The sequence below is a fragment of the Pseudoalteromonas sp. MEBiC 03607 genome (assembly GCF_004792295.1).
In the GTDB taxonomy this organism is placed as follows: domain Bacteria; phylum Pseudomonadota; class Gammaproteobacteria; order Enterobacterales; family Alteromonadaceae; genus Pseudoalteromonas; species Pseudoalteromonas lipolytica_C.
Map to the genome: position 1 here is coordinate 239,011 of NZ_SRRY01000002.1, position 18,606 is coordinate 257,616.

An 18,606-nucleotide genomic window follows, 5' to 3' on the forward strand; every position below is an offset into this window, starting at 1 on the left:
CAAGTTTGTTAGAAATAATCTAATAAGAAAAACGAGCTACGCTGTGGTAGAAAAACGCGCGATTAGCTCGCTATAAACATGTTAGGTGTACATATAGATGCAACCCAGATTAGAGCTCGAGTTTTTGCAAGATGATCCATCCAAAATATGGGTTAAGGCATGCAATGAGCGATTCGCAGGAGAAACGGAGCAGTATTTTAATGCTCAATCGCTGCGTGATCTCGCAGAAAATTTGTCTAGTTTTCCCAAGTCTAATTCGGATGAAATAATCTTCGAAGTAGGTGAAGTCGGCTCATCTTATGGACACTGTTTTCTTAAGTTTTATTGCATCGATTCTGCTGGCCATACTGCTGTATTTATTTCAGTTTCAGATGGCGAATCGAATTCAGCAAAATTTACGGTTCAATTTGAAGTTTTATCATTGGATATGTTTGTTTCTTCAATAAATTTCGCTTTAAAATCGGGTAATGGTGTTTTCGAATTAATTGGTATTAATGCATATACACAAAACATTTGAGTGTAAGTACACCTAACAAGCGCATTAAAAATGGACGTCTAAAGTTTGGCTGGCGCTCATTCTTCGCGATTTTAGCCAAGCTTTATCCGCCCATTATGCGGGCGTTATGTTTAATGGAGAAAGCGGTGATTTTAGGACTAAATCATATCACTATTGCAGTTAGTGACTTGGAATCCTCTCTTGAGTTTTATAGAGATATTTTGGGGTTCACTGCTCATGCTAAATGGGACAAGGGAGCTTACTTATCTGTAGGTGAACTCTGGTTTTGTCTTTCACTCGATGAACCTTGCCTAAAAGCCGACTATACCCACGTCGCTTTTGATATTGCATCTGAAGAATTTGACGCCTTTGCGAAGCGCATCGTTTCATTGGGGGTAGATGTTTGGAAAGAGAACAAAAGTGAAGGGCAATCACTGTACATTTTAGACCCTGATGGCCACAAGCTAGAGATACATTCAGGTTCGCTGGAAAGCAGGTTAGAATCTCTAAGAACGAAACCATATAGTGGGCTTGTTTGGCTTTAAACATAACAAACTGCTCAAGATGGACTGTCAACGCTCGGCAATTTTGATTCTAGTTTGATACAGTGTTTACGGTGGTTTGTTCAAGTAGAGTAGCTATGCGTTGTCAGCCACTTAGCAAGGGCGTTATGTTGCTAGGAGAGTTATGAGTACTACTGAGAAGTGGAAGCTAATATCAGAAGAGTTACTAGCCGCGTATAAACTTTTGCCCTCAGATATTAAAGAGTCTGATTTTGGTTACAGTAAAGAAGATTTTTTACATTACTTATCAGTAAACGAGCTTCGTTTGGCTATGGAAGAATTAGATGGTGTAATGGAAAACAACATCAGCCCTGGTGTTTTGTTTTGGGAGCATATGATTAATGCCGCAAACTTAATGAACCGACCTGAACATGCTACAAAATACGAGCGGTTTAAAATAGCAACATAACAAGGCAAATAAAGCGGGACTGCTAAAAGTTTGCTCGGTTCCTCTCCGCATCACATTTTAGCAAACTATTAATCAGCCCCTTATTGTGGGCGTTATTGATTAAATACTCTAACGTGTTTTTGTCCAAAGATGGGTTATAAATATAACTGCCACAAAGCGAGTTAACGTAAATGCTCTAAGGATCTATTCTTCAGAGGTAGCTAAACATTGAGGTTCCCTCTTGAGCGTTTTGTTACGGAACGACCTTCATCAAAATCTTTGTGTGCACACGTTGCTTCTCTACATTCTTGGTACCATAGCCCGAAGGGTATTTGCTTGATGTACTGGACGGAAAATAATTCGTATTGATTTGTATATTCGGATGCGGTGAGAAGTTCGAATTAAAAAGGCTCCGGTAAGTTTATTTTAAATCCAGAAGCTTTCTCATTCAGTATGTTTAGAATATCTAGGCCTAAAATACATTTTGATTTTTCGGTTCAATGCTCCATTGTTTCATAATATTGATGAAGGTCTTAAATCCTACTAGTGAAAGCTGGGAAGTCCAGTTTTCCGTAAGAAATAATCGTTCCTGGTTAGTAAAGGAAATACCAAACTTTGATAGCTTAAAGATATTAATAAACCTAAATAATGCCTAATAAAGCAAGCAATAAAGCATATAATGCCTACTTTATTGTGCATCATGATTGCTAGAACTTATAAGTGAAGCCCACGAAAAATGTTTGTTGGTTAGACATGCCCTCGCGTTTATTCGGTGTTTCCTACATAAAATTTTGTATCTTTATCTATAAAGACATCAGCCCCGAAACCATAGAAATCATCAAACAAACTTTTTCAGCACCATTTCATAGCTTTTCGTTAGTGATCATTTAGCCAAAGGCTTCTGTAACTCGAACTTCTAACATCGATAAATAATGGCTCTGCATTGGTGTTACAATTTAGTCAAAATCTCATCGTGCCTGAGATTCTCATTTTGAGTGGCACTCGCCACATTCACACTTGCTTTGCTGAATAGACTGGCGTAACTTAACACTGGTACGATGAGTCTATAAGAATAAAAAGGTCAAACGTGACGATTAAACAAGAATCGGTGTTTATTAAACTAGCCGAAAGCCAAACCTTACATTTACGCCGTATCAGTAAGACTGATACGAAAGGCCCTGCGGTGTTTTTTATGCATGGTGCCGTTGAAAATGGCAAAATTTTTTACACCCACAGCAATAAAGGCTTGGCGCCATTTTTAGCTGAGCATGGTTATGTTTGCTATGTAGCTGATTTGCGCGGTCGTGGTGAGAGTAAGCCTGCGATTTCAAAGCATGCAAAGTATGGTCAGACCGAGGCTATTTTAGAAGATATTCCTGCATTTCTAGATAAAATTAAACAGCTTGAAGGCGAGCCTGCCCGTTATTGGGTTGCTCACTCATGGGGCGGGGTGTTGATGAACAGTGTGTTTGCCCGTTTTCCTGAGTTGATTAATGATGTGAAAGCCTGCGGCTACTTTGGTTCTAAACGGTCTTTGTATAATCATCATCCGAGTAAGTATATTCAAGGTAATTTAATTTGGTATGGCTTGGCACCCTTAATTGCCCGTAAGCATGGCTTTGTGCCGGCTAAAAAGCTGAAGTGGGGCAGTGATGATGAAACCCGTAAATCGCATTACCAAAGCATGCAATGGGCTAAACGTAAACCTTGGGTCGACACCGATGATGGCTTTGATTATGCCAAAGCATTAGCCGATAAAGCGCTACCACCTATCATGCACGTTGCGGGTATCAAAGATAAAGCACTATGTCAGCCAATTGATATTGCAAAGTTTATGGAAGAGTCGGGCACAGGCAAGCAAACCATGACCATTTATGGCCGTAAGTTTGGCCATAAGGTCGATTATGATCACATTAATATGCTTACTCACCCACAGGCGCGTTTTGATCAGTTTGTTGATCTGCTGAACTGGTTTGAGGCTCATTCATAAGTGTGTGCATAGCGCTCTCGTAGCGTTTATATTTATCAATTGCTTTGTCGTTAAGCGGCTGTCTTACAGCCGTTTTACTGAGCGTTGCCACTGGCTTTTTCGATTTATAAAAAGTTAAAAATTGCTTGTTATACTCAATGTTTAAGAATTTACACAATGCTGTTAATGTTTGTTCGCTTTCTCTCACTAGTTCCTCATAGCTTAAATCAAAAATAGCTTCTGGCATTACGTTGTGCCAATGTGCCATTAACTGCTGATATAAATCACAGTATTGTTTAAACTCGGGTAGAGAACAAAAGTAGGGCTCATTTTCTGCGAAGTAGTTGCTAAACACCGACCAAGCAATGGCATTGTAATCCCGTTGCATATTGATGAATTTAGCGTTTGGAAACAATAAATAAATTAGCCCAAGTGATTGATAGTTTGAAGGTAGTTTATTGATCATAAAGGGGCGCACCACTGGTGCTTGCTTTAAGCGTTCAATATAAATATTCCGGGCTGTGTTGATAAGCCCTTGATCTAATTCAGCTAAGCAATCAGGGTAGGGGCGCTGAGTTTTTTGTTCAATATAAGCAACAACCTGATTACTGATACTGGCATCTTCTCCGAGGCTCGCAAAGTCACTATGACTTGTTAGCATTTGCTCTATGAGTGTAGAGCCGCTGCGTGGCATACCAATTATGAATATTGGTGTAACTGTCCCTTTAAAAGTTTTATCGCGTGAGGCAATTAATTGGGCGTGACTTTGTTCAATAACACGTTGATAAAATGGAACTAGCTCAGCGGTTTTAAATTGCGTCAATTTAGACTGAAACTTATTTGCAAGCTTGTAATAATCAAACGCCTGTTGTGTATCACCAAGTACATCGTAACTCTTGCCGAGGGCGTAGTAACAGACCATTTTTAAGCGGACGTTATCGGTTAGCGTTAAGAAGTGGTGGAGTTCGTTTATATAGTTTTGTTCGTTGTTAAACCGAGCAAACTGTACCAACTCAAATAAAATATAAGCTTTTACAGGGTAGTTACCCATAGTTAGCGCATGTTTTAAGATGTTATAGGCTTTATCGAGTTCGCCATAAGTCAAATAGTGTTGGGCTAAGTAATAATGTGGTTCAGGGTTATGGCTGGCAATTGATTTTGCGTATTCAAGTACAGTTACTGCATCTTGCGGTGAGTGAACGCCATTAAAAGCATCCGCTAAGGCATGCAGTGGCTCGAGCATGTGCGGCAGTCGCTCGCAAGCTCGCTGTAATAGATATACTGCCGCATCATAGCGTTCTAGGCGCAGAGCGATTCGCCCTAAACCAAATAATGCTTGGCCATTTTCGGGTTCAGCATCAAGAATCGTTTTAAAATGAAACTCTGCTTCTTTTAGTTTGTTTTCAGCAAGTAGTTGATTCGCTTTTTCTAACAGCATAATGATGGGGCGATGTTGATTATTTTTATTTACTATAAAACGAAAAAGGCGAAATGTCTTTCGCCTTGATTAACTATAAATATCCAGAAAAGTCTGGGGTATAGACTCTCTAGGTTGATCTCTCAACCTAGAAAGCACCTCTATTTAGAAAGTATATGTAGCTTTCACGTAATAGAAGCCACCGTTAATACCATATGGTGAAGTCTCGTAGTATTTACCACCCCAGTTGTTATTAGGGATGCCAGTACGGTCGAAGAAATCAAGCTTTTCTGCTTCTTGGTCGAATAAGTTTGTCGCACCAACTGACAAGCTAATTTCTTCAGTTAGGAAGTAAGTAACTTCTGCATCAATTGTTACTGCTGCATCAGCTGTTTTAGCTGTTGCATCGTAATCTACGTGAACGCCTTGGTATTCGCCATAGTAGTTAACACGTGTAAATGCAGAGAAGTTCTCCCACTGTTGTGCCCAGCTAAGCGTTGCACGGTGATTTGGTAAGTCATTTTCTAAACGGCTTACTTTAAATTCACCTGTAATTGGGCTCGACTTAGTTACTTCAGTGTCGTTCCAGTTATACGCTAAGCTGAATGTTGAACTACCACCTAATAATTCAGTTGAATAGTTTGCAACAGCGTCAACACCTTGTGTTGTTGTATCAAAGTCATTTGTGAAGAAGCTTACTTGCGCTAAGTTTTGTACGTTTGGTACACCAGCCGCTTCAAGCGTGTCTTTGTCTGCTTGGCTCAACTCAATTTTGTCTGATTGACTGATACGATCATCAACTTGGATGTTGTAGTAATCAATAGTGAAGAATAAGTCGCCAATTGTCCATACAGCACCAAAAGTGTAGCTTTGCGATTCTTCAGGTTGAAGTTCTGTACCACCTAATTGCACAGCAATTGGGTTTGTTGGTGGTAATAGTGCTGAGTCAACTAGAACACCGCTGCTTAAGTTAGTTTGTACGTTACTTACGTTAGCTTGACCAACTGTAGGAGCACGGAAACCAGTACTGATTGAACCACGAATATTCAGGTCTTCAGTTAAGTGGTATTGAGCAGTTAACTTATAGTTAGTTGTTGAACCGAATGTATCGTAATCTTCATAACGTAGCGCTAAGCCCATTAGGAAGTCGTCAGTGAATGGTGCTTCAACATCAACGTACGCTGCATAGTTACGACGTGTATATTCGCCTGCATCAGATGGTTTGAAACCAGGGAAACCATTTGAACCGATACCAAAACCTTGCTCTGTTAGTGGGCCCGCAGTAAATGAAGCTACGTCGCCAGATACAACTGTAAACGTTTCTTCGTGCCATTCAAGACCACCTGCAACGTTAACGTCATACGCTAAACCAAAGTCAAAACCTTTTGATAAATCAGCGTTAAAGTTTTTCTCTAATTGTGAGTACTTACCAGGGCTAAAGTCACGCGGGCTGTCTGGGCCTAATGACGCATTGATTGTGTCGTAGATGAAGTAACGAGATTCGTTGTAACCTACTGTACCGCTTAAGTCATAGTAAGCACCTTCAAGGAAACCAGAAGTGATTTCACCTTTAGTACCAATTGTTAATGCCGTATCTGTGATGTTACCACCGAAGTTAGGTGTAAAACCGCCCGGAAGCATTTCGTTAAATGCAAAACAGTCTGGGTTGTTAGCAACTAGATCGATGTATCTTTGGTTATCTAAAACGTTATCATCAATCATGATATCGGTAGGACAGTTACCGCTCATATCGCCAGTTAAATCACCAACAAGTAGTGTTTCACCGCCATCATTTGAATAAACACCCGGACGAGTATGTGGGTTACGATAGTAGAAACCACCACGTACATCACGCTCAGAGTAGTTACCAAACATATAGAATTGCGCTGTGTTGCTTATATCTAAACCGATGTTACCGAAGATCGAGATATCGTCATCTACCTCAGGTGCACCCCAAACTTGCGCAAGAGAAGATACTTCTGGTACACCCGCTGCGTTAAGTGCAGCAGCATCTGGGCGTTGAACTGAACGGCTTGTCGCGTCAGCTGTTTTATATTGGAAGCTTAAGTTAGCAAAGCCGCTATCGGTAAATGGTAAGCCCACGTTACCTGAAATTTGCGTTGTATCGCCATCGCCTTCATAGTATTCGCCTTGACGAATTTCGAAAGAGCCACCTTCTGAGGCATCTTTTAATACAAAGTTCATTACACCGGCGATTGCATCAGAACCGTATTGAGCTGCTGCACCATCACGAAGTACTTCAACTTGCTTTAAGGCAATGCTTGGAATAACTGAGATATCGGCACCCTGAGCACCATCATTGATACCACCACCTAAGAAAGCGATTACTGATGCACGGTGACGGCGTTTACCGTTAACAAGCACTAGTGTACTGTCAGAAGGAAGACCACGTAAGTTTGCTGGACGAACAAGTGATGCAGCATCACTGATTGGGTTTTGGTGAACGTTAAAAGATGGTACAGAGCCTTTTAGTAGCTCAAGCATATCGGTGTTACCACCTTTGTCTAGCTCTTCACCACCGATGATATCGATTGGTACCGGTGAGTCACCGATTGAGCGAGGTGCAGAGCGGGTACCAACTACCGCAATCTTCTCTACATTTTTATTAACCTTTGTTTCTTCAGTTGCTTCTTCTGCCGCAATTACAGATCCAGATACAAACAGACCTGCAGTTGTTGTTGCTAAAGCAAATTTAATTGCTTGTTGCAGCGCGCTATTTTTGAATTTCATTCTGACTTCCCCAGTTAGAATAGTTATGATTAGGTCACCAACTCTAAATTGGTGTAAATAACTTATACAGACTGTGAAAATAATTTGCAAATTGTTAATTTAATGTTGTTTTGCTTGTGTTGGTTATTCTGGTGTTCACTTTATTTGGATTATGTGTATGAATTTTAAGGGGATAATTTATTCTTTACGATTTATTTTTTTGTGAAAATTTATATAAAATATCTAAAAAAATTTTAAAAACAGAAAGTTTTGAGTGAAATGTAGGCAAAAAAGGAATTGGAACGGTCTATTTTGTTTGTTGCTTATCGTTCAGTAGTTGCCACTGTTGAAGCTTTTCTTTGTATTCATCCCACACGCATGGGCAACAGCTACCACCACCGCAACATTCATCAGAAGCAGGCTTTGTTGGTTTTTGCTCGTCCTTTAGTTGTTTTTGGTCCATTTGAATTAATGAAAAATAATTAATAATAGAGTGCTAAGGATAAGTCAAAAACTAATATAAGTAAATTATGCTTTGTGAACTTCGTATGCTGTGTGAAAATACCTAAATGCGATTATACAAAGTTATTCATAGGGCTCCGTTCAGAGTAGCCAAAATTACCAAAAAGCGTCAAACATTACGTTTTAAGCGCGCTATGGTAGCACTTAAAATCGCGCTTGCTCAAGAAAAGCAAGAAACCAAAGAAATGCTTCATATATATAGGCGGTACACTCAAGGCCTAGCTAGTAAAGAAGAGTTACATACTGCTAATGAACAATTCTTAGATATCTTGAAAGGCTTAGGTTTGGGTGTATTTGCTGTATTGCCATTTGCACCCATTACCATCCCCCTTGTTGTTAAGTTAGGGCAGTGGGTTGGTGTTGATGTATTACCAAGTTCATTCAATATTAATAAGTCACTTAAAGAGCTAGACCAACAAGTCGAAAAAGAAGAAAAAGAGAAGCAAAACAAACACTGATTTGGGTTTGGCAATCTGATTTTGCCTATACCTTTTGTACCAAGATATTGGTATGCTTAGTTATCTTTTCTTTATAACGAGTCGTTTAATGAGTGCATTAATTCGCCATTCTTCAACGGGTATTCCCCTTTCTTTTATTGCAAAAGCAAATCTTACCGATTGGTTAACTGAGCAACCACAATCACTTCAAAACTGGTTATCAAACTGTGATTTTAAAAATAAAGGCATTGCCCTTATTGCTGATAGTGAGTCGGGTTCATTGGAGCATGTTTATTGCTTAGTCAATGATCTTAATGACTTTTGGTTAGCAGGCGACCTATCTACGAAGCTTCCTGCAGGTTGCTATCAAATCCAGGGTGATGACACTTTCGTTGAGCAAGTTGCACTTGGTTTTGTGTTAGGTGGGTACGAGTTTAGTGAATATAAAGAAAAAGCTTCACCGCGAGCGCAGCTTGCTATTGCTGATGAGAGCCTAGTTAAGCGTTTAACTGAGCATGCCAGCGCAATTAATTTAGTGCGTGATTTAGTCAATACACCTGCTGCAGATATGATGCCACAACATTTATCACAAGTGATGGCTGATTTAGCTGACACCTTTGATGGTGAGTTCAGCGAATGGGTGGGTGATGAATTATTAGAGCAAAATTACCCAACGATTCACATGGTTGGTCGTGCTTCGGAAAACAAACCGCGTTTACTTGATTTACGTTGGGGTGCAAAAGATGCTCCGCAGATTACCTTAGTTGGTAAGGGTGTTTGCTTTGATTCTGGCGGTTTAGATTTAAAACCAAGTTCTGGCATGCGTAACATGAAAAAAGACATGGGCGGTGCCGCGCATGTTATTGGCCTTGCACAGTTAATTATGGCTGCCAACTTACCAATTCGCTTACGTGTATTGGTACCTGCGGTTGAAAATGCGGTTTCTAGAAATGCATTTAGACCAGGTGATGTGATCAAAACACGTAAAGGGATCACTGTTGAAATTGATAACACCGATGCCGAAGGCCGTTTAGTTCTGTGTGATGCACTTGCTGAAGCACAAAACGATAATCCAGATCTAATCGTAGACTTTGCAACCCTAACAGGCGCTTGTAGAGTAGCATTAGGTACTGAATTACCAGGCTTTTTCGCCAATAATCGTGATGTTGCGAACAAATTAATAGATGCAGGCGAAAGCTGTCATGACCCTGTTTGGCAACTTCCTTTATTTGATCAATACAAAGCATTATTAAAAAGTGATGTAGCAGATATCGCCAATTGTGCTTCAACGCCATTTGGTGGTGCAATCACTGCCGCGCTTTACTTAAAAGAGTTTATCGAACCAAGCACGCCTTGGGTTCACTTTGATGTGATGGCTTGGAACGTCCGCTCATTGCCGGGTCGTCCTGCAGGCGGTGAAGCATTGGGCATTCGTGCCGTGTTTAATTATCTACAAGATCGTTTTCAATAATTTAGAGTTGATATAGCTCTAACGGTAAATCATCGGGATCGGCAAAAAATGTAAATTGCTTCCCGGTGATTTCATCTACTCTTATTTCTTCTACGCTAATACCCTGTGTTTCTAAATAGTGTTTTGATTTTGCAATATCGGCAACTTTAAACGCTAAATGGCGAAGCCCTTGAGCTTCTGGGTAGCTTGGTCTTTGTGGCGCGCCAGGAAACGAAAACAACTCTAATTGGCTGCCATCAGGAAGCGCTAAATCTAATTTATACGAGTCACGTTCAGCGCGGTATAGTTCGTGAATAATCGGCAGTTTTAAAACTTCACTATAGAAGTGCTTTGACTTTTCATAGTTGCTACAGATGATTGCAGCGTGATGTATGCCTAATAATTCCATGGTCTAATCCTTTTATGCTCATAAAAAAACGCGGACTAAGCCGCGCTTTTCTATTAATGAGTGTAGGGTATTACTCTGCCGCTTTACATGCCGCAACAGCTGGCGCAACAAGTTCAAGACCTGTTTTATCACACTCAGGTAGAGCAGCATCAGATACCGCAATTGGTGTAACGCGTTCGCCCCATTTAATATAACTTGCAGCCCAAGTTAAACCAGCACCAAAGGCTGCTGACATAATGTTTGAGTTAGGCTTGATGAGGCCTTGCTCAACAGCTTCACAAATTGCAATTGCAATTGTCGCTGCAGAGGTATTACCGTAATCGGCAATGTTCACCATGACTTTGTCGTCAGCTACTTTTAAGCGTTGCTGAATGGCTTGGATGATACGTAAATTAGCTTGGTGAGGAACTAATACATCAATATCATCAAGTTGCAATTGCGCTTGGTTTAGCACGTCATCACAGGCTTCACTCATGCCTTTAACTGCACGTTTGAAGATTTCGCGACCTTCGAATAATAAGTTTGACGGACCAATTGGCTCATATTTATTTAAATCGCTACCAAAGTTCTCAATATGCAGGATATCGCGGTCTTCACTATCACAGCCTGTTTTAGTCGCAAGTAAGCCTGATGGCGTATCTGAGGCTTCTAACACAACGGCACCCGCACCATCACCAAACAGTACAGCACTGTCTCGACGTGACCAGTTGACATACCAAGTCATGCGCTCAGCAGCAATAACCACGGCCTTTTTAATCATACCGGCACGAATTTGTGCTGTGGCAGCTTGTAAAGCGTATAAAAAGCCTGAACATGCAGCGTTAGTATCCATTGCTGCAGCGCCAACAGCGCCAATGTTTTTTTGCACTAATGAAGCAGTATTTGCCACCATCGTTGATGGTGTACAGGTTGCTAATAACACTAAGTCTATGTCTTTGCCGTCAACGCCAGCACAAGCTAGGGCATGTTTTGCAGCAACAGTAGCAAGTTCAGCAGTAGAAACATGGCTGACACGGCGAGATTTAATGCCTGTACGTGTAGTGATCCATTCATCGTTGGTATCAACAATGTTACTTATTTCATCGTTGCTAATGCTAGCGGGTGGTATACATTTACCCCAGCCAGTAATTTGGGCATAAGACATAATGTGTTCTCTTTATGTGGTCAGACTTGTTAAAATTTTTCAAAGTTATACCAAAAATCACCTCTCAACACTAGCTTAACGCTTTACTGCATCGTAAATAATGGCATTTGTTCGATATTTAAGTTAAACCTAGTATAAAAAAGAGGCGATTATGAAAAAAATAAACTTAAAAATAAGCACATTATCGGTACTGTCCTTATTATCTTCGTTTACGGTTAATGCACAAACCACCATTATTCACGCTGGAAAAATGCTGGTAGGCACAGAGCAAGATGTCAAAGAGCAGCAAACACTGGTTATTGACGATACCAAAATTACTGCAATTAAAGCAGGCTATTTAACAAAACAGCAGTTAAACCTTAGTAATGCAGATGTTATTGATTTAAAAAATCAGATGGTTTTACCAGGCCTGATTGATATGCACGTTCATGTTACCTTTGAGCGTGATGCAAAGCGTAACCCACACCAATGGGCAACTGAATACGAAGCAGATTATGCACTTCGTTCTCTAAAATATTTACAGCACACGGTCGATGCCGGTTTTACTTCTGTGCGCGACCTTGGTAGCAGCTATAAAGTGATCTTCCCATTAAGACGAGCTGTTGAACGTGGCGACATTGTTGGTCCGCGTATTTTTGCTGCAGGAGACATGATCACACCGACCGGTGGTCACGGTGACATGCATGGCTATCGTCGTGATATTACCAAAGCAACACAAGGCGGTGGCTTGGGTGTGTGTGATGGTGCTGATGATTGTACTCGTGCGGTACGCGATGTTATCAAAAGTGGTGCCGATGTGATTAAAATTACCGCGACAGGTGGTGTGTTAAGTAATACCGCAGCGGGTGTGAATCAACAATTTACTGATGAAGAGCTCAGTGCCATTGTTAACACGGCTCATCATTTAGGTCGCAAGGTAACGGCCCATGCTCATGGCACAGAAGGTATAAAAGCGGCACTCAGAGCTGGGGTTGATTCAATAGAACATGGTTCATTTTTAGATAAAGAAACCGTTAAATTATTTAAAAAGCAAGATGCTTATTTAGTCCCAACTTTACTTGCTGGTGCTACAGTAAAAGAAGAAGTGCAGAATAACCCAAATATGCCAAAAGCAATTGCTGATAAAGTCGAAGTTGTAGCGCCCAAGATGGAAGCATCGTTTAAGTTAGCGCTTAAAAATAACGTGAAAATTGCTTTTGGTACTGATTCAGGAGTGTCTAAGCATGGTGATAATGCCAAAGAATTTGAATTACTGGTTAAATACGGTATGACACCTAAAGAGGCAATTAAGTCCGCAACTGTTGAAGCTGCTAAACTATTAGGCCAAAGTGATAACCTCGGTGACTTGAGTGTTGGTAAACAAGCAGATATTATCAGCGTTAATATGAATGTGCTTGATAACATTAGTGAACTTAGACAAGTTAACTTTGTTATGAAGGGCGGTAAAGTGCTCAAACAGTAAGGGTTACTATGGGCGGCAAAATTAAAGAAACTTTATTTAATCATTTGATTGATGCCGAAAGGCAGTTGTTAGAGCCTGAGGTAAGACAATCTGCAGAAGCACTTGATGCTTTGCTAGATGATGACTTCATCGAAATTGCAGCAGATGGCACGTCTTTTAATAAGTTCCAAGTATTAACCCGTTTGCCTACTGAGGTGGTACCGCAGTTTTACAACCAACATTTTAAAGGCCGTATGCTAAGCGATAACATAGCGCAATTGAGCTATCAGGCGGCCTTTAGACGTTCTGCTCGCTCAGAATTTAACTATTCAATTCGTATGTCATTGTGGCGTTTTAACGGTAAACAATGGCAAATGGTGTTTCATCAAGGCACGCCATGTGCTGTTTTTACAATTTCTATGGATGATGAATAATCATTAACACCTCTGCTATGCAAACTGATCCGGCTCTTAGCCGCTTACTGGTGTTAAGAAGTGCCGCAATTGCAGTGCAATTTATTGCTGTAATGGTTGTGTACTTCTTATTTGAACATCAAATTGCCTTACTGCCTTTACTATCCGTTATTCTAATTGAAGCTATTTTTCAGCTGTTGAGCATATTTGCTTATCGAAAAGTAACAAAAGCGAAACCTTCTGCTGTATTAATGCAGTTAACTGCTGATTTATTGTTTTTGACGATACTTTTGTCATTGAGTGGTGGGGCAACTAACGCGTTTGTGTCGTTATTGTTGTTACCAATTATGATAGCTGCGGTATCTGTTAATGCCAAAGGACTTGCCTATACCGCTGTGCTGGCAATTGCAGCTTATAGCTTTTTATTGATAAAGATGCCTGAACACACCATGCACCAAATGCAAATGACTCATCATTTTATTGGCATGTGGATTAATTTTGTTATCAGCGCCATTGTTATCGCATTTGTTATTGGCACATTAAATAGCACGTTAAGGGCCAGAGAAGCTACTATTGCAAAGGCCCGTGAACAGCAACTTAGGCATGAGCAGCTATTAACACTCGACGGCGCTGCCGCGCAAGTTACGCATCAATTAGCAACACCTCTTGCAAATTTGCAGCTTTTATTTGAAGAGTTGCAAGAACAACAAGCTGATGATCCCATTGTGCAAGAAATGGCTAAGCCATTGGCACAGTGTAAACAGCAACTTGAACATTTTAGGGCACTATCAAATGCCTTAAGAACCGGTGAAACACAAAAGGTGATCAGCGCTCAAACATTACAGCATACAATTGAAGATGCCATGACATTGCATTTTCCTGAGCAAAGCTTACAGTGGCTCAATGATGCACCACAGTGCTCCATTTTGAGTGATGCTATGTTATTACCAGCAATTTTGAACTTGTTACAAAATGCAGTTTTAGCGAATAAAAAAAACCAACAAAATACTATAGAAGCTCACTGGCAAATAGATAACCAACAACTGTCGCTTTCTTTAAGAGATTTTGGGCAAGGTTTTAGTGAGCAACAAATGTCCGCATTAGGAGGGCAGTTAATGCCAAGCAAAAGCGGTATGGGCATGGCAGTACTGTTATCAAATGTAACTTTAGAGCGTTTAGATGGTTCATTAACGCTATGTAATCACCAACAGCAGGGTGCAATTGCCACCGTAAGTCTTAAGATCGTATGAAACTGTTAATAATCGAAGATGATGTAAACCTTGCCACCACACTGGCAAGGCGTTTTACAAAACATGGCTTTGCATGTGAGCTTGCCCATAATAAAGAGCAAGCAATGCAAAAACTAAACGCTGTTGATGCGAGCCACTATTTGGTTGATCTAAAACTCGGTGACGACAATGGCTTAACCTTAATTAAACCGATAAGAACACAGTTTCCAACTGCTCGCATTGTGCTATTAACCGGTTTTGCAAGTATCGCTAGTGCTGTTGAAGCAATTCGTTTAGGTGCTGACGACTACCTACCAAAACCTGTTGATTTTAATTCATTATTAAAAACAATCTTGGGTGACGCTGAAGCAAACCCATCATTAGAAGATACAAAGCCGAGCCAAGTTATGTCGCCAGAGCGATTAGAATGGGAGCATATTCAACATGTACTCCATAGTAATAATGGCAATATTTCCGAAACAGCACGACAACTCAATATGCACAGGCGAACTTTGCAGCGCAAATTACAAAAAAAACCAGTTCAACAATAAATAAGCTGTTTCCTTGGTGGGAACGTGTGTTGAGTAACATCCTAAAGTATTATTTTGATATAGACAGGTATAAATCTAAGTCTTTTTGGTTTGCTGCATCGCAGATCCTTAACTACAGTCAAATTAGTACTGTTCGTTGTATGAGTTTGCAATATGCATTTTTCAGAACTTAATTTTTTTGCTATTTTTTTTGCTGGCCTTGCCTCATTTCTTTTAGGCGCGCTGTGGTACTCACCTTGGCTATTTAAGCGAATTTGGATGGAAAGCTGTGGTTTAACAGAGCTTGATTTACAAAGTATCAATCCAATTAAAGTCTTTGGTGGTAGTTTTATTTTATGCTGCATAATCGCCTTTAGTTTATCCTTATTCATTGGCTCGCACGTCAATGTAGGAGTGGCAGTAGGTACTGGCTTTATTATTGGTTTATGTTGGGTTAGCTGTGCCTTGGGGATTGGTTATATTTTTGAGCAGCGCCCATTAAAGCTTTTTTTGGTGAATGCAAGTTACTCTATATTACAGTTTTCACTTATTGGTCTAGTTTTGGGACTGTGGTCTTAACATGGTAGGATCACCGTTTTAGAAGTAAAATCGGGTAGTTAATGGCTAAACCAAATAAAAAAGGCCCAACTAAAACAGTCGATATTTTTTGCTCACAATGTAAAAGCCAATTATTTAAATACCGCAAAGGTGGAAAAGGGGCCTTGGTTAAATGCTTTATAGAGCGTATTAGCCAAGACTTTACCAATGAAACAGGCATTTGCCCTGACTGCCAACGTCAATTTGCCCGTGAGACCATGATCCGTGGCGCACCTGCTCTAAAAATCATCGGTGGTAAGGTGATACATAAATAGGTTTAAAATACGGACATTTATCCTCGTTTCTTCCTCATGCTCTGATACTATTGACCGGTTTGCTGTTTCAATGAATGAAAACAACCCTCCCCATGGATTGGGCCAGTTGTATGGGTATAAACACATGAACAAAATGGATTCACGCACGTGATAGCACTTTTATTTGATATTATTGGCATGACAGGCACATTCTTAGTGGTTGGTGCTTTCTTTTTATTACAACTGAATAAAGCATCGCCAACCGGCCTTGTTTATAACATGATGAACTTAACAGGGGCAATTCTGTTACTGATTAGTCTTTGTTATAACTTTAACCTTGCTAGTTTTGTTATCGAAATTTTCTGGATAGCAGCGTCACTTATTGGTTTATATAAGTACATCAAAGCAAAGCGGACAGGTAATATTGAAACAGCTTAATTAAGCTTCATATTAAAACCCATTTTTAGTTTAAAATGGGTTTTTTGTATCTACTTCCGAGAACTCTTCAACTAAAATTATAAAAACATTGCAAGCTTGCCAATCTTTTGTATTAATAGTGTAAACAGTGTGTTGCTTTTGCAGCATGGGCTATTAGTACAGGTATCTCGCAGCGTGAAGCTATTAAGATGTTCAGCACTTTTTTCAATTGTAGTTGCTTCAACCATCTCTTCGGTTGCTCATTCAACTGAAGAACAAGACTTATTTTCTTTAAGTTTTGAGGACTTGCTTGAGGTACATGTTGATCTGGCAACTAAAACTACTGAGACCTTGTCGTCAGTTCCTTCTACTATGACGGTGTTTAACCGCAAGCAAATTCAAGCACTCGGTATCGATAATGCGTATGAGATAATGAACTTCGTACCAGGTATGCAATCAACGCGTGGAGACTGGGTTGGCGCCGTGCCTAAAGACCATGCACGAGGCGTTTATCTTGATAGCGGTAATGTATTAGTGATGATCAATGGTGAGCGAGTTAATGAGTCATCATTTGGCAAAGCCTCTGTTTACATGCCTTATATTCCTATTGAAGTCATCGAAAAAATAGAGTTTATCCGCGGTCCAGGCTCAGCGATTTATGGTAGTAATGCGTTTTTAGGGGTGATGAATATTGTTACCTCTAAAGAGCGAAATGCTATGCAACTCGTGGTTGGCAATAATGGTCGCTATGGGGCAACAGGGCAGTTTAACCGCACTGTTAATGACAGTACCGCTGTGTATGCGACATTTTCTTATGATCAAAAAGACGGTGAAAGCTACCCGCAAGGGGTTAAAGATCCACTTGAAGCAATTTATCTCGAAGCGGGTGTCGATTACAAAAAGCTCAAACTAAGTGCTCGTTACAACAAAACAGAACTCGATGAGTTTTTAAATCTTGCAGGCTACTCAAAGCAAAACCAACATACTAGTGATAACACCTTTGTTGGTATTAAATATAACTGGGTTAATAACGATAAGCTAAAGCTTGACTCAAGTTATTCATACACTGAGCATAATATTTCTAGCGCAGGTTTAATCGTTGCATTTGATGATATGCCTGACTTTTTAGTTGGCCCAGCTTGGCAAACTACAGATAGTAAGTTTGAAACTGAGTTGAGTTATCAATTTAATAATCAATGGCAGCTTGCTGCAGGAGTAGAGTACTCAGAGGCTAAACAAGTTGAAGCTGGAGTTCGCACCAGTTATTACGACGACCAATCAGGTCTGATAATTATAGATCCTAGCTATTATCAGCAAGGTATTGTTACTGTGATGGATTTTCCCGAGTTTGCGGCCCTCAAATACACCTTTGAAACATATAGTGCGTATGGGCAACTAAAAATCCCTTACACAAAAGCATTTACTTTATATGTTGGAGCACGCTATGACGAGGTGAACAACATCGACAGCAAACTTTCGCCTCGTCTTGCTGGTGTATATGTCATAAACCCAGAGCATACCGTTAAGTTACAATATGGCGAGTCATTCAGAACACCTGTTACTAACGAGCTTTTTTCAAATGATGATGTCACAGTAGGCAACCCGGCACTTCGCTCTGAGTCAGTAAAAACCACTGAGCTGGTTTGGCATTTTCAAACATCTGAGTTACAAGCTAATGCAGTGCTTTTTTATAATGAATTAAACGACTTTATAAACATTGAACCTACACAATCTAATGATGCCTTATTTACCTTTGCAAACTCCTTTAATAGCCAAAACAGTGGTATTGAACTTGATGGTACTTGGCAATCAAATAAAGAGTTCTCTGTAACAGGCACCTATACTCAATACTTCGAAGACCCAATTAATGCAAGTTTCAAGCGGTTTGCAAGCTTAGTAACTAGTTATAACTTATCTGACAGTTGGCAACTAAGTTTAAATGTATTGTGGCGAGACAAAGTTGAGGTGAGCTCGGTGAGTGGTGCCTATTTTAAACAGTCAGCCTATACTTTGCTAGGCGGTAGCTTAAAGTGGCAGCTAAATGCCAAAAGCCAGCTAATGCTTAAGGCAGAAAACCTGTTAGGCAAACAATATAACGTGTTTGATCCACGCATGGACAATGGCGCAGTTGCTGGTACAACTGAAGATTTATCGTTACACTACCAGTTCAATTTCTAGTTGCGCTTATCTCAAAGGTTTG

Annotated in this window: 19 protein-coding genes; 14 read left to right on the top strand and 5 right to left on the bottom strand. The window is 40.2% G+C overall.

Annotated elements, in window-relative coordinates:
* Positions 1-97 precede the first annotated feature (97 nt).
* The 4 genes from E5N72_RS18075 to E5N72_RS18090 all read left to right on the top strand — a co-directional run bounded on the left by E5N72_RS18075 (position 98) and on the right by E5N72_RS18090 (position 3,437).
* On the top strand, positions 98-517 hold the full coding sequence (locus E5N72_RS18075) for a hypothetical protein (RefSeq protein WP_135926505.1): 420 nt from the start codon (positions 98-100) through the stop codon (positions 515-517).
* A 125-nt stretch (positions 518-642) separates the two neighbouring features.
* Positions 643-1,041, top strand: coding sequence for a FosG/FosC2-related fosfomycin resistance glutathione transferase (fos, locus tag E5N72_RS18080; RefSeq protein ID WP_135926945.1), 399 nt, complete (start codon positions 643-645; stop codon positions 1,039-1,041).
* Positions 1,042-1,183: 142 nt separating this feature from the next.
* On the top strand, positions 1,184-1,468 hold the full coding sequence (locus E5N72_RS18085) for a hypothetical protein (RefSeq protein WP_135926506.1): 285 nt from the start codon (positions 1,184-1,186) through the stop codon (positions 1,466-1,468).
* 1,066 nt (positions 1,469-2,534) lie between these two features.
* The gene (locus E5N72_RS18090) at positions 2,535-3,437 is read left to right on the top strand and encodes an alpha/beta hydrolase (protein WP_135926507.1); all 903 of its coding nucleotides are present in this window, start codon (positions 2,535-2,537) and stop codon (positions 3,435-3,437) included.
* On the opposite strand, the gene E5N72_RS18095 is transcribed toward E5N72_RS18090, so the two are convergent.
* The 3 genes from E5N72_RS18095 to E5N72_RS18105 all read right to left on the bottom strand — a co-directional run bounded on the left by E5N72_RS18095 (position 3,370) and on the right by E5N72_RS18105 (position 8,026).
* Positions 3,370-4,854, bottom strand: a complete 1,485-nt coding sequence (locus tag E5N72_RS18095; RefSeq protein ID WP_135926508.1) for a sulfotransferase — start codon at positions 4,852-4,854, stop codon at positions 3,370-3,372. The genes E5N72_RS18090 and E5N72_RS18095 overlap by 68 nt on opposite strands.
* A gap of 144 nt (positions 4,855-4,998) precedes the next feature.
* The gene (locus tag E5N72_RS18100) at positions 4,999-7,584 is read right to left on the bottom strand and encodes a TonB-dependent receptor (RefSeq protein WP_135926509.1); all 2,586 of its coding nucleotides are present in this window, start codon (positions 7,582-7,584) and stop codon (positions 4,999-5,001) included.
* Between the two features lie 286 nt (positions 7,585-7,870).
* Positions 7,871-8,026 (bottom strand): oxidoreductase-like domain-containing protein, encoded by a 156-nt coding sequence (locus tag E5N72_RS18105; RefSeq protein ID WP_135926510.1) that lies wholly within the window; start codon positions 8,024-8,026, stop codon positions 7,871-7,873.
* A 106-nt stretch (positions 8,027-8,132) separates the two neighbouring features.
* On the opposite strand from E5N72_RS18105, the gene E5N72_RS18110 reads away from it, so the two are divergent.
* Both E5N72_RS18110 and E5N72_RS18115 read left to right on the top strand, forming a co-directional pair.
* A complete protein-coding gene (locus tag E5N72_RS18110; protein ID WP_135926511.1) occupies positions 8,133-8,543 on the top strand; it encodes a hypothetical protein in 411 nt (136 codons plus the stop codon).
* Positions 8,544-8,631: 88 nt separating this feature from the next.
* Positions 8,632-9,993, top strand: coding sequence for a leucyl aminopeptidase family protein (locus E5N72_RS18115; protein WP_135926512.1), 1,362 nt, complete (start codon positions 8,632-8,634; stop codon positions 9,991-9,993).
* 1 nt (position 9,994) lies between these two features.
* Here E5N72_RS18115 and E5N72_RS18120 read toward each other — a convergent pair whose 3' ends face one another.
* Complete coding sequence (locus E5N72_RS18120) at positions 9,995-10,381, bottom strand: VOC family protein (RefSeq protein ID WP_135926513.1); 387 nt, start codon at positions 10,379-10,381, stop codon at positions 9,995-9,997.
* A gap of 70 nt (positions 10,382-10,451) precedes the next feature.
* Entirely contained in the window at positions 10,452-11,525 is a 1,074-nt protein-coding gene (locus E5N72_RS18125) for a ketoacyl-ACP synthase III (RefSeq protein WP_135926514.1), read from the bottom strand.
* A 151-nt stretch (positions 11,526-11,676) separates the two neighbouring features.
* Here E5N72_RS18125 and E5N72_RS18130 point away from each other — a divergent pair, with 151 nt between their 5' ends.
* From E5N72_RS18130 to E5N72_RS18165, 8 genes are all read left to right on the top strand, one after another.
* A complete protein-coding gene (locus tag E5N72_RS18130; protein ID WP_135926515.1) occupies positions 11,677-12,987 on the top strand; it encodes an amidohydrolase family protein in 1,311 nt (436 codons plus the stop codon).
* A gap of 8 nt (positions 12,988-12,995) precedes the next feature.
* Positions 12,996-13,400, top strand: coding sequence for a DUF4440 domain-containing protein (locus E5N72_RS18135; protein ID WP_135926516.1), 405 nt, complete (start codon positions 12,996-12,998; stop codon positions 13,398-13,400).
* A gap of 17 nt (positions 13,401-13,417) precedes the next feature.
* Positions 13,418-14,629 carry an ATP-binding protein gene (locus E5N72_RS18140; protein WP_135926517.1) on the top strand — a complete coding sequence of 404 codons (1,212 nt, stop codon included), beginning with the start codon at positions 13,418-13,420 and terminating at the stop codon, positions 14,627-14,629.
* On the top strand, positions 14,626-15,159 hold the full coding sequence (locus tag E5N72_RS18145) for a response regulator (protein ID WP_135926518.1): 534 nt from the start codon (positions 14,626-14,628) through the stop codon (positions 15,157-15,159). Before E5N72_RS18140 ends, E5N72_RS18145 begins: the two co-directional genes overlap by 4 nt.
* Positions 15,160-15,312: 153 nt before the next feature.
* Positions 15,313-15,717 carry a DUF1761 domain-containing protein gene (locus tag E5N72_RS18150; RefSeq protein ID WP_135926519.1) on the top strand — a complete coding sequence of 135 codons (405 nt, stop codon included), beginning with the start codon at positions 15,313-15,315 and terminating at the stop codon, positions 15,715-15,717.
* A gap of 41 nt (positions 15,718-15,758) precedes the next feature.
* Positions 15,759-16,010 (top strand): hypothetical protein, encoded by a 252-nt coding sequence (locus E5N72_RS18155; RefSeq protein WP_135926520.1) that lies wholly within the window; start codon positions 15,759-15,761, stop codon positions 16,008-16,010.
* A gap of 147 nt (positions 16,011-16,157) precedes the next feature.
* On the top strand, positions 16,158-16,427 hold the full coding sequence (locus tag E5N72_RS18160) for a hypothetical protein (RefSeq protein WP_135926521.1): 270 nt from the start codon (positions 16,158-16,160) through the stop codon (positions 16,425-16,427).
* A 174-nt stretch (positions 16,428-16,601) separates the two neighbouring features.
* Entirely contained in the window at positions 16,602-18,584 is a 1,983-nt protein-coding gene (locus tag E5N72_RS18165) for a TonB-dependent receptor (RefSeq protein ID WP_135926522.1), read from the top strand.
* The last annotated feature ends 22 nt before the right edge of the window (positions 18,585-18,606 follow it).